11 protein-coding genes are annotated in these 11,198 nt (G+C 62.3%); 10 read left to right on the plus strand and 1 reads right to left on the minus strand.

Features of this window, described 5'->3' with window-relative positions:
* The 3 genes from asd to ACQKQA_RS27945 all read left to right on the plus strand — a co-directional run.
* Positions 1-815: aspartate-semialdehyde dehydrogenase (gene asd, locus ACQKQA_RS27935; RefSeq protein WP_427564443.1), on the plus strand; the 815-nt coding region annotated here is incomplete at its 5' end.
* A gap of 190 nt (positions 816-1,005) precedes the next feature.
* Positions 1,006-2,016, plus strand: coding sequence for an aspartate-semialdehyde dehydrogenase (locus ACQKQA_RS27940; protein WP_427564444.1), 1,011 nt, complete (start codon positions 1,006-1,008; stop codon positions 2,014-2,016).
* 202 nt (positions 2,017-2,218) lie between these two features.
* Entirely contained in the window at positions 2,219-4,813 is a 2,595-nt protein-coding gene (locus ACQKQA_RS27945; RefSeq protein WP_427564445.1) for a FimV/HubP family polar landmark protein, read from the plus strand.
* A 79-nt stretch (positions 4,814-4,892) separates the two neighbouring features.
* On the opposite strand, the gene ACQKQA_RS27950 is transcribed toward ACQKQA_RS27945, so the two are convergent.
* Positions 4,893-5,552, minus strand: a complete 660-nt coding sequence (locus tag ACQKQA_RS27950; RefSeq protein ID WP_427564446.1) for a M24 family metallopeptidase — start codon at positions 5,550-5,552, stop codon at positions 4,893-4,895.
* A 228-nt stretch (positions 5,553-5,780) separates the two neighbouring features.
* Between ACQKQA_RS27950 and truA the strand changes: the two genes are divergently transcribed.
* The 7 genes from truA to ACQKQA_RS27985 all read left to right on the plus strand — a co-directional run.
* The gene (gene truA / locus ACQKQA_RS27955) at positions 5,781-6,605 is read left to right on the plus strand and encodes a tRNA pseudouridine(38-40) synthase TruA (RefSeq protein ID WP_427564451.1); all 825 of its coding nucleotides are present in this window, start codon (positions 5,781-5,783) and stop codon (positions 6,603-6,605) included.
* 63 nt (positions 6,606-6,668) lie between these two features.
* Positions 6,669-7,292 (plus strand): phosphoribosylanthranilate isomerase, encoded by a 624-nt coding sequence (locus ACQKQA_RS27960; protein WP_427564447.1) that lies wholly within the window; start codon positions 6,669-6,671, stop codon positions 7,290-7,292.
* A 269-nt stretch (positions 7,293-7,561) separates the two neighbouring features.
* Positions 7,562-8,482, plus strand: a complete 921-nt coding sequence (gene accD / locus ACQKQA_RS27965; protein WP_427564448.1) for an acetyl-CoA carboxylase, carboxyltransferase subunit beta — start codon at positions 7,562-7,564, stop codon at positions 8,480-8,482.
* Positions 8,479-9,786 carry a bifunctional tetrahydrofolate synthase/dihydrofolate synthase gene (folC, locus tag ACQKQA_RS27970; RefSeq protein WP_427564449.1) on the plus strand — a complete coding sequence of 436 codons (1,308 nt, stop codon included), beginning with the start codon at positions 8,479-8,481 and terminating at the stop codon, positions 9,784-9,786. Before accD ends, folC begins: the two co-directional genes overlap by 4 nt.
* Complete coding sequence (locus tag ACQKQA_RS27975; RefSeq protein ID WP_427564450.1) at positions 9,770-10,432, plus strand: SPOR domain-containing protein; 663 nt, start codon at positions 9,770-9,772, stop codon at positions 10,430-10,432. Before folC ends, ACQKQA_RS27975 begins: the two co-directional genes overlap by 17 nt.
* A 98-nt stretch (positions 10,433-10,530) precedes the next feature.
* Positions 10,531-11,088 carry a CvpA family protein gene (locus tag ACQKQA_RS27980; protein ID WP_044462279.1) on the plus strand — a complete coding sequence of 186 codons (558 nt, stop codon included), beginning with the start codon at positions 10,531-10,533 and terminating at the stop codon, positions 11,086-11,088.
* 41 nt (positions 11,089-11,129) lie between these two features.
* The coding region (locus tag ACQKQA_RS27985; protein WP_427564452.1) for a hypothetical protein at positions 11,130-11,198 on the plus strand (69 nt) is incomplete at its 3' end.

The following is an 11,198-nucleotide window of genomic DNA, read 5'->3' on the forward strand; positions in this document are numbered from 1 at the left end:
GCCTGCGCATGCAGGATGACGCGGTGATCATCCTCGACCCGGTGAACCGCAAGGTCATCGACCAGCAGCTGGACGCCGGCACCAAGAACTACATCGGCGGCAACTGCACCGTCAGCCTGATGCTGATGGGCCTGGGCGGTCTGTTCGAAGCCGGCCTGGTGGAGTGGATGAGCGCCATGACCTATCAGGCGGCCTCTGGTGCCGGTGCGCAGAACATGCGCGAACTGATCAAGCAGATGGGCGCGACCCACGCCGCCGTGGCGGATGACCTGGCCAACCCGGCCAGCGCCATTCTCGACATCGATCGCAAGGTCGCCGAAGCCATGCGCAGCGATGCCTATCCGACCGAGAACTTCGGTGTGCCGCTGGCCGGCAGCCTGATCCCGTGGATCGACAAGGAACTGCCGAACGGCCAGAGCCGCGAAGAGTGGAAGGCCCAGGCCGAAACCAACAAGATCCTCGGTCGCTTCAAGAGCCCGATTCCGGTCGATGGCATCTGTGTGCGTATCGGTGCCATGCGCTGCCACAGCCAGGCGCTGACCATCAAGCTGAACAAGGACGTGCCGATCGCCGACATCGAAGGGCTGATCAGCCAGCACAACCCTTGGGTCAAGCTGGTACCGAACCAGCGTGACATCAGCATGCAGGAGCTGAGCCCGACCAAGGTGACCGGCACCCTGAACATTCCGGTGGGCCGTCTGCGCAAGCTGAACATGGGCTCGCAGTTCCTCGGTGCGTTCACCGTCGGCGACCAGCTGCTGTGGGGTGCTGCCGAGCCGCTGCGGCGCATGCTGCGGATCCTGCTCGAACGTTGATCCTCCCGAGATGTTGAAGAAGCCCGCGCCTTGCAAGAGGCGCGGGCTTTTTCATTTTCGGAGCGGGCCCTGGTTATGAGTCGCGCGTATTTTTATGAAAAGTCTGAGGCAAACATCGGGGTCGATAAATTGCCTCGCTCCCAAGCCCCGGGTAAAGTGCCGCTCCCCCCGTTTCGCCAGAGGTAGCACCATGAACCAGTCCTTTGATATCGCCGTGATCGGTGCCACCGGAACTGTCGGCGAAACCCTCGTCCAGATTCTCGAAGAGCGCGATTTTCCGATCGCCAACCTGCATGTGCTGGCCAGTAGCGAGTCGGCGGGGCATTCGGTGCCGTTTCGCGGAAAAAACCTGCGCGTGCGCGAGGTCGACGAGTTCGATTTCGGCAAGGTACAGCTGGTGTTTTTCGCCGCCGGCCCGGCGGTGACCCTGAGCTTTGCGCCACGGGCCACGGCGGCCAATTGCGCGGTGATCGACTTGTCGGGCGCATTGCCTTCGGCCCAGGCGCCAAACCTGGTACCTGAAGCCAACGGCAGTGTGCTGGGCGGCCTGAAGAAACCTGTGCAACTGAGCAGCCCCAGCGCTGCAGCCACGTCGCTGGCGGTGGTCTTGGCCCCTTTGCAGGCGTTGTTTGACATTCAGCGGATCAACCTGACGGCCAGCCTGGCGGTCTCCACCCAGGGCCGCGAAGCGGTGACCGAACTGGCGCGGCAGACGGCCGAACTGCTCAATGCGCGCCCGCTGGAGCCGCGCTTCTTCGACCGGCAGATGGCGTTCAATCTGCTGGCGCAGGTCGGTACGCCGGACGCGCAAGGTCACACCTTGTTGGAAAAACGCCTGGTCCGGGAGTTGCGCGAAGTGCTGGCGCAGCCTTTATTAAAGATTTCTGTCAGTTGCATTCAAGCCCCGGTGTTTTTTGGCGATAGCTATAGCGTGACTCTGCAGTCAGCCCAGGCGATCGATCTGGAGGCGGTCAACGCGGCGCTCGAGGCGGCTCCGGGCGTGGAGCTGGTGGAGGCGGGCGACTATCCGACCGCGGTGGGTGATGCGGTCGGGCAGGATGTGGTCTACGTTGGTCGGGTGCGTGGGGGGATCGACGACCCGGCGGAACTTAATCTCTGGCTGACGTCAGATAACGTACGCAAAGGCGCCGCGCTCAACGCGGTGCAGCTGGCTGAGTTGTTGATAAAAGACCTTCTGTAAAAGATACTTGGCAACAATTTGCAGAATGATTCTAGCCAGGCGCTAAGCTTGGCTGGTTGCTGGAGGTGAGCTGCTGTCAGGGGCTTCCAAGGCATGCAGACACAATCGAGCGAAGCGGCCCTTCAGGTCGCGCGCAATGCCTCAGGGCAGCGGTACAACACCTTCTCGCTGGCCGAGGAATGTTCAAACAAAGGAAGAGGCTATGGTTCAAGTTCGCAAACTGGTGTTAGCAATGGCGGCCGCGTCGGCGTTGTCCTCCGGTATGGCGCAGGCGCTTGGGCTCGGGGAGCTGACCCTGAAGTCGACTCTGAACCAGCCGCTGGTTGCAGAAATCGAGTTGCTGGACGTCAAGGATCTCACCGCTGCCGAAGTGGTGCCGAGCCTGGCCTCGCCCGAAGAGTTCGCCAAGGCGGGCGTCGATCGCCAGGGCTTTCTCAATGACCTGAGTTTCACTCCGGTGCTCAATGCCAACGGCAAGAGCGTCCTGCGGGTCACCTCAAGCCAGCCGCTCTCCGAGCCGATGGTCAAGTTCCTGGTGCAGGTGATGTGGCCCAATGGCCGCCTGCTGCGCGATTACAGCGTCCTGCTCGACCCTTCCAAGTTTTCCCCGCAGGCCGCTGAAGCCGCCGCGCAATCCGCGACCCAGGCGCCAGCGGTTTCGGCGCCGGTCACTGGCGCCAGCAAGCCCGATCAATACACCACTTCGCCGCGCGACACGCTCTGGGAAATCGCTGCCAAGGCGCGTAACGGCGGTTCGGTCCAGCAAACCATGCTGGCCATCCAGGCGCTGAATCCGGACGCCTTTATCGATGGCAACATCAACCGCCTGAAAACCGGGCAGGTATTGCGCCTGCCCGATGCAGCGCAGAGCACCAGCCTGCCGCAGCCGCAGGCGATCGCCGAGGTCAAGGCGCAGAATACGGCGTGGCGCCAGGGGCGTCGTCTGGCGCCGCGTGGCGTCCAGCAGCAACTGAATGGCACCCGGCGTGCCGAAGCCAAGGCGCCTGTGCCGGGCGCGGCCAAGGACAATCTGAGCCTGGTGTCCGCCGAGGCGGGCAAGGCGAAGGGCAAGGGTGCCGCTGGTGACAGCCAGGCGCTGAGCAACAAGTTGGCGGTGGCCCAGGAAAGCCTCGATTCGGCCCGGCGCGATAACGCCGAGCTGAAAAGCCGTATGACGGATCTGCAGAGCCAGCTCGACAAGCTGCAGCGCCTGATCGAATTGAAGAACAACCAGTTGGCCAAGTTGCAAGCGGAAGGCGCGGCCGCTGCGGCGCCTGCCCAGCCACCGGCGGCGATGCCGGCGCAGTTGGCCGAGCAGCCTGCCACTCCGGCGGCGCCAGTGGCCGAACCTGCGGCGGTAGCCGCTCCGGTCGAGCCCGCGGCTGAAGCGGCCCCTGAGCCGGCCCCGGTCCAGACGCCGGCATCCGACGAAGACAAATACAACGAGCTGCTGACCAACCCGATCCTGTTGGGTCTGGCGGGTGGCGGTGCAGTGCTGGCGCTATTGCTGCTGTTGTTGCTGGCGCGTCGCCGCAAGGCTCAGCAGGAAGCGGAAAAACACCTGCGCATGGCGCGCGCCTTGTCCGAAGAGGCCGAGCTGTCCAAGGACCTGGATCTGCCGGATAGCAGCTTCGAAGGTCTTGAGGTTCCACCGCCGAGCGTCAAGCTCGCTCCAGCTCCAGCTCCAGTCGTGGCGCCCGTGGCTGTTGCGCCGGTGGTTGCTGCGGTCGAGCATCCGGTCGATGTCCTGGATCAGGCTCAATCCCATATCGAGGGCGGTCGCCTGAACCAGGCGGCGGCGATCCTGGAAGAGGCGATCAAGCTGGAGCCTCAGCGCAGCGAGCTGCGTCTGAAACTGATGGAAGTCTATGGCCATCAGGGCGATCGCAGTGCCTTTGTGGTTCAGGAACGCCAGTTGGTGGCCAATGGCAAGAACCACGCTGAAGTCGAGCAACTGAAAAGCCGCTTCCCGGCGATGGTGGCGGTGGCGGCAGCGGCAGGTCTCGGCGCAGCGGCGGCAGCGGCGGAGCTGGATGCCCAATACGTCAAGGAGCTGTTGCTCGATGAGCCGCAGGAGCCTGCCCCTGCCCCGGCTGTCGACGACCTGGATGCCGACTTCGATCTGAGCCTGGACGATCTGGAGGCGGCCCCCGTGGCGCCTCCGGCTCCAGTCGCGGCTGAGCCCGAGCCCGAGCCTGAACTGGATGAGTTCCCGCTGGATGACGACCTGAGTTTCGAGTCGGTTCTGCAGCAGCAAACCGAAGCCAAGGAAAGCCTGGACGACCTGTCGGACTTCGATCTGGATCTGGGTGAGGAGCTACCTGTCGCGGCGCAAGCCGATGAGGATTTCTTGCTCAGCCTGGATGACGATCTGAAGGATCTGCCGGGCCTGGAAGTGCCTACGGTGACCGAGGCCGCGCTCGACGATCTTGAGCTGCCTGCGGATTTCGATCTGTCCCTGGCGGACGAGATGGATGCGCAGCCTGATGCCAAGGATGCGTTCGCTTCCGAACTCGACGATGTCAACGCCGAGCTGGATCGTTTGTCGCAGAGTCTCGAGCAGCCAGCGCTGGCCGAACCGACGTTCACCGCGGAAGATGCCGCGGGCAGCGTCGGTGAGGAGGATTTCGACTTCCTTTCCGGTTCCGACGAAGTGGCGACCAAGCTCGATCTGGCCCAGGCCTATATCGACATGGGCGATAACGATGGCGCGCGGGATATTCTCGGGGAAGTCATCAGCGAAGGTAACGACGGTCAGAAAAGCGAGGCCAAGGAAATGCTCGCACGTCTGGCCTGAGTCGACCGTAGAAGCAAAAAAAAAACGGCAGCCATCGAGGCTGCCGTTTTTGTTTCTGGAGCAATGGCGGGCTGGTGGGTCAGGCCAGCAGGTCTTCGTAAAACGCACCGAACGGTCGGGTAGGGTGGGCGATCTGGATTTCCAGGATCCATAGGCCGACATTGGGGCAGGCCTCGAAATTACCCAGGTCGCCCGCTCGATAGATGGCGTGGGGGAAGTCGCTGACCCGATGCCCCTTGATCTCCAGGTTCAGCACCCAGCCCATGGCGCGCGCCTGTTCCTCGGCATAGCGATAGAGGGCCGGGCCGGCCACCTTGTGCTCGCTCCAGTAATCGCGGACCCGCTCGAACAGCGTCTGGGCTGCCGTAGCGCAGGCGTGCATCTCGGGATCGTCGCCGGTGACGAAGGTCGTGCCGCAATCGCCTTCGTGGCGGTTCCAGACCACTCCGAGGTCGATGAAGAAGATGTCGTTTTCGCCCAGCACGGGATCGCCTTCGGAGCGTTGCTTGAAGGTCTTCAGGGTGTTTTCGCCAAAGCGGATCAGTGCCGGATGCCAGATTCTGTCCATGCCAAGGTCTGCAAGAACTTCCAGCCCCAGCGCGCGGGCCTGGGATTCGAGCATGCCCGGCTTGACGCGGTCGGCAATCTGGGCGATGGCCTCCCAGGTCTTGCGCTTGGCGTGGAGCATGCCCTGCAGGCTGTAGGCGAGGCCTACGGCCTCTTTGTCGATGGCGGTCATTGATCAGGTTCCGGTCGAGTGATTTATGGTTTCGCTATATAAATTGATATATAGCGTTTGCCGATGTCGTTATGCAATCCCGTTCGCTATGGCCGTTACGTCGCGCGCAAATCCCAACTAAAAGCAGGTGGTGCGTGGCGTCTGCCTGCGCGCGCTTTATAATGGCCGCCTTTGCGCATATCAGCAGGCTGTAAGTTCTTGGCAAATATAGATAACGCGGCCGCCGAAATGGCGGCCGCAGGCTTTTTCAGAATCGCGTTGGGTGTCGAATACAAGGGTTCCCGTTATCGCGGCTGGCAGCGTCAGGCTTCCGGTGTTCCGAGTGTTCAGGAAACCCTTGAAGCGGCGCTGTCCAAGGTGGCTGATTCGCCGGTGTTGTTGTCCTGTGCCGGGCGCACCGACGCGGGCGTGCACGCCTGTGGCCAGGTGGTGCACTTCGATACTCAGGCCGAGCGTTCGATGAAAGCGTGGGTGATGGGTGCCAATATCAATCTGCCCCACGACATCAGCGTGAGCTGGGCCAAGGTCATGCCGGCGCATTTTCATGCGCGGTTCAAGGCGATTGCCCGTCGCTATCGCTACGTGATCTACAACGACCAGATCCGTCCGGCGCACCTGAACGAAGAAATCACCTGGAATCATCGCCCGCTGGACGTTGAGCGGATGGCCAGGGCGGCCGACTATCTGGTGGGTACCCATGATTTCAGTGCGTTCCGCGCCGGTCAGTGCCAGGCCAAGTCGCCGATCAAGGAAATCCATCACCTGCGGGTTACCCGACACGGCAAGATGATCGTCCTGGACATCCGCGCCAGCGCGTTCCTGCATCATATGGTGCGTAATATCGCCGGGGTGCTGATGACTATCGGCGCTGGCGAGCGCCCGGTGGAGTGGGCCAAGGAAGTGCTGGAGAGCCGGATTCGCCGTACCGGCGGGGTGACTGCGCATCCTTTCGGGCTTTATCTGGTTCAGGTCGAGTACCGGGATGAGTTCGAGTTGCCCGAGCGATTCGTCGGGCCGCATTTCCTCACCGGCTTCTCGGAACTTGACGGCTGACGCCCGGAAAAGCATTTGCTACCATCCGGGACTTTCCCGGATTTGCCCTGAGGTTTAAACGACATGTCAGCCGTTCGCAGCAAAATTTGTGGGATTACCCGCATTGAAGATGCGCTGGCTGCAGTCGAGGCCGGGGCTGATGCCATCGGGCTGGTGTTCTATGCCAAGAGCCCGCGTGCGGTAAGCGTCCAGCAGGCGCGGGCGATCATTGCCGAGTTGCCACCGTTCGTGACCACCGTGGGCCTGTTCGTCAACGCCAGTCGCTGCGAGCTGGGGGAGATCCTCGATGCGGTGCCACTGGATCTGTTGCAGTTTCACGGCGATGAGACACCGGCGGACTGCGAGGGCTATCACCGGCCCTATATCAAGGCGCTGCGGGTCAAGGCCGGCGATGACATCGCCGCCAGTTGCGCGGCTTATGCGCGGGCTAGCGGCATCCTGCTCGATACCTATGTCGAGGGAGTGCCGGGCGGAACCGGCGAGGCCTTCGATTGGTCACTGGTACCGCAGGGCTTGAGCAAGCCGATCATCCTGGCAGGTGGCCTGACTGCTGAAAATGTTGGCCAGGCGATCGCCCAGGTCCGCCCGTATGCGGTGGATGTAAGCGGCGGGGTGGAGCAGAACAAGGGCATCAAGGATCACGCGAAGATTCGGGCTTTCATACAGGCCGTTCGCGGCAGCTGTTAGCCGATGTGACGGCTGGCAGTCTGCCGCCGTCCATAACACCACTGTACAAGCACAGGCCGGCATCGCCGTTGGGCGGGCCGAAATCGAAGTGGCAACCGCTCTATCCGGGGGTTGTCGGGATGGCTGAGGAGCTGTTCGATGCAGGCAGGTCAAGCAGGTGCTGACCGCGGTAGCGAACAGATCATCGCCGCACACATGAATTTAGCTCAAGGGCATACGCGGGGCTGCGAACCAGAGCGTTCGGGCCGCCGGTACTGGAGAAAGAAAGCATGAGCAACTGGTTAGTAGACAAACTGATCCCTTCGATCATGCGTTCCGAGGTGAAGAAAAGCTCGGTGCCTGAAGGTCTGTGGCACAAGTGCCCATCCTGCGAGGCGGTGCTGTATCGTCCGGAGCTGGAAAAGACCCTGGACGTTTGCCCCAAGTGCAACCATCACATGCGGATCGGCGCGCGCGCTCGTATCGACATGTTTCTCGATGTCGAAGGCCGTGCCGAGCTGGGCGCTGACCTGGAGCCAGTGGACCGTCTGAAGTTCCGCGATGGCAAGAAGTACAAGGACCGCCTGAGCGCCGCCCAGAAGCAGACCGGCGAGAAGGACGCGCTGATTTCCATGAGCGGTACCCTGCTGGGCATGCCGGTGGTGGTGTCGGCGTTCGAGTTCTCGTTCATGGGTGGTTCCATGGGCGCCATCGTCGGCGAGCGCTTTGTGCGCGCTGCCAACTATGCCCTGGAAAAGCGTTGCCCTATGGTCTGCTTCTCCGCTTCCGGCGGCGCGCGGATGCAGGAAGCGCTGATTTCCCTGATGCAGATGGCCAAGACCTCCGCGGTGCTGGCGCGTCTGCGTGAAGAAGGGCTGCCATTCATCTCCGTATTGACCGACCCGGTCTACGGCGGTGTATCCGCCAGTCTGGCGATGCTGGGTGACGTGATCGTCGCCGAACCGAAGGCCCTGGTTGGCTTCGCGGGTCCTCGCGTGATCGAGCAGACCGTGCGTGAAAAACTGCCGGAAGGTTTCCAGCGCAGCGAGTTCCTGCTGGAGCATGGCGCCATCGACATGATTATCCCGCGCCAGGAACTGCGTCCGCGCCTGGGCAATCTGCTGGCTCAGCTGATGGGCCTGCCGACGCCTGAGTTCGTGGCAGCGCCTGTCGAGCCGATCGTAGTGCCGCCGGTGCCGGCAAACGTATGATCGAACGTACCCTTGGCGACTGGCTTGCCTACCTCGAGCAGTTGCATCCGTCGGCCATCGACATGGGGCTGGAGCGCTCGCAGGACGTAGCGTCCCGCATGGGATTGGGCAAGCCGGCGCCTCGGGTCATCACCGTGACCGGTACCAACGGCAAGGGTTCCACCTGTGCGTTCGTGGCGTCCTTGCTGCGAGCCCAGGGGCTGAAGGTCGGTGTCTACAATTCTCCCCACCTGCTGCGTTACAACGAGCGCGTGCAGATCGATGGCGTCGAAGCCACCGATGCCCAGTTGTGCGAAGCCTTTGTTGCGGTCGAAGCCGGGCGCGGCGAAATTTCCCTGACCTATTTCGAGATGGGAACCTTGGCGGCCTTCTGGCTGTTCCAGCGTGCCGGTCTCGACGCTGTGGTGCTGGAAGTCGGCCTGGGCGGACGCCTGGATGCAGTCAATCTGGTGGATGCCGATCTGGCGCTGGTCACCAGCATCGGGGTCGACCATGCCGACTATCTGGGTGATACCCGTGAATCGGTGGCCTTCGAAAAAGCCGGCATCTTCCGCCAGCGCGCGCCGGCGCTCTGCGGTGACCTGAACCCACCCCAGCCTTTGCTGGATAAGGCCCGTGAGTTGAACTGCCCGTTCTTCCTGCGGGGGCGGGATTTCGATCTGGGCATCACCGAGCGCAACTGGCAGTGGCGTGGTCTCGACGGGCAGGGTAGGGCCGTCGAACTGCGTGACCTGCCGTTGCTCGATCTGCCCATGGAGAACGCTGCGCTGGCCTTGCAGGCCTATTTGCTGCTGGGGCTACCCTGGCAGGCCGAACGCATCGCCGAGGCCTTGCAGCAGACGCGGGTGGTTGGGCGCCTGGATCGTCGTCAGTTCGAGTGGCAGGGCAAGCGCCTGAATCTGCTGCTGGATGTCGGGCATAACCCCCATGCCGCGGAGTACCTGGCTGAACGTCTGGTACGCCGGCCGGTGCCTGGCAAGCGCCTGGCGGTATTCGGCTTGTTGGCGGACAAGGATCTAGAGGGCGTGGTCGCCCGCCTGGATGCTTGTGTCGAGCATTGGGCGGTGGCGCCGCTGGATTCTGCGCGTGCGCGTCCTGTTGCGGACTTGCAGGCGGCACTGGAGAACCTTGGGGCTTCGGTAACGTCCTATGGGAGTGTCGCCGCTGCGCTGGAAGGGCAGTGTGCACAGGCGACGGCCGAAGATGAGATTCTGCTGTTCGGATCTTTTTATTGTGTTGCCGAGGCGCTCGAATGGCTCGCCCGGCGCTCCACGGAGGAAGCTGCACATGGCTATGCTGGATAACGTCTACAAGCAGCGCATGGTGGGGGCCCTGGTTCTGGTGGCGTTGGCGGTGATTTTCCTGCCGATGCTGTTTTCCCGCGAAGACGAGCAGCGTCATGTCGTTGTCGAGGCGCCTGCAGTGCCTCAGACTCCGGCTGTCACCCAGGTGCAGGTCGAGCCTGTAGTGGTGCCTGAGCCGCAGGTACTGCCGCAGGAGCCGGCCTCTTCCGACGAGGTGGTGGCCCAGCAGGCCGCGCCTTCGGCACCGATTGCCCCAAGTGCTCCGGTGGCTCCGCCTGTCGTTGCAAGCAAGCCAGTCGCTCCGCCACCGGCGCCAGCACCTGCGCCGAAACCGGCTCCTGCTCAGCCGATTGCCGCGGCACCAGCCAAGCCCGATACGACTACAAGTCGTGTCGATGCGAACGGTCTCTCGGTCAGCTGGTCGGTGCAACTGGCCAGTCTGTCCAGCCGGGAAAGCGCTGAAAGCCTACAGAAGACCCTGCGCAGCCAGGGCTACAACGCCTATATCCGCTCCGCCGATGGCAAGAACCGGGTGTTCGTCGGTCCGCTGATCGAGCGGGCCGAGGCAGAGCGTCTGCGCGACTTGCTGGGCCGCCAGCAGAACCTCAAAGGTTTTGTCGTGCGCTTCCAGCCTGAGCGTGGTTGAGGCTATCGCCTTGATTTGCAAAGCACAGTGAATCGCAGCTTACCGACAGGCATGGGCTCTGTTAAAATGCGCCGCCTTATCCGTCTGTAGGCTGCACTGTGCCATTTACCTGGGTTGACTGGGCGATCGTTGCAATTATCGCCATTTCCGCTTTGATCAGTTTGAGCCGCGGCTTCGTCAAAGAAGCGCTGTCGCTGCTCACCTGGATCGTCGCAGGAGTCGTCGCCTGGATGTTTGGCGGTTCCCTGTCCGAATACCTCAGCGGGTACATCGAAACTCCCTCGGCTCGCGTGATCGCGGGCTGTGCCATCATGTTTGTCGCCACCTTGCTGGTAGGCGCAATGATCAACTTTCTCATCGGCGAATTGATTCGCGTGACCGGTCTTTCCGGAACCGATCGATTCCTGGGCATGGCCTTCGGCGCGGCGCGTGGCGCGTTGCTGGTGGTCGTGGCGGTCGGGCTGTTGAGCCTGGGGCCGGTGCAACAGGATTCCTGGTGGCAGCAGTCGCGGCTGGTGCCACAATTTCTATTGGTTGCAGACTGGTCAAAAAACCTCATATTGGGGTGGAGCAGTCAGTGGCTGGCCAGCGGTATCAGCGTACCCGCTGAAATACCGTTCAAGGAACAACTCTTACCGGCCAAAACGCCTCAGTAAGATGTGTTCAGTTCAGTTTCATTAAGTAGGGGTTGCGTCGCATGTGTGGCATCGTCGGTATCGTCGGTAAGTCGAACGTCAATCAGGCGCTGTATGACGCGCAAACCGTC

The sequence above is a fragment of the Pseudomonas sp. NPDC089530 genome, from assembly GCF_050280705.1.
Taxonomy (GTDB): Bacteria; Pseudomonadota; Gammaproteobacteria; order Pseudomonadales; family Pseudomonadaceae; genus Aquipseudomonas.

What these genes read in the sequence shown, in the direction of transcription:
- ACQKQA_RS27960 (WP_427564447.1), top strand. Translation starts at nt 6,669, where the DNA reads ATGTCAGCCGTTCGCAGCAAAATTTGTGGGATTACCCGCATTGAAGAT.
- ACQKQA_RS27940 (WP_427564444.1), top strand. Translation starts at nt 1,006, where the DNA reads ATGAACCAGTCCTTTGATATCGCCGTGATCGGTGCCACCGGAACTGTC.
- accD (WP_427564448.1), top strand. Translation starts at nt 7,562, where the DNA reads ATGAGCAACTGGTTAGTAGACAAACTGATCCCTTCGATCATGCGTTCC.
- truA (WP_427564451.1), top strand. Translation starts at nt 5,781, where the DNA reads ATGGCGGCCGCAGGCTTTTTCAGAATCGCGTTGGGTGTCGAATACAAG.
- ACQKQA_RS27950 (WP_427564446.1), bottom strand. Translation starts at nt 5,552, where the DNA reads ATGACCGCCATCGACAAAGAGGCCGTAGGCCTCGCCTACAGCCTGCAG.
- ACQKQA_RS27945 (WP_427564445.1), top strand. Translation starts at nt 2,219, where the DNA reads ATGGTTCAAGTTCGCAAACTGGTGTTAGCAATGGCGGCCGCGTCGGCG.
- ACQKQA_RS27975 (WP_427564450.1), top strand. Translation starts at nt 9,770, where the DNA reads ATGGCTATGCTGGATAACGTCTACAAGCAGCGCATGGTGGGGGCCCTG.
- folC (WP_427564449.1), top strand. Translation starts at nt 8,479, where the DNA reads ATGATCGAACGTACCCTTGGCGACTGGCTTGCCTACCTCGAGCAGTTG.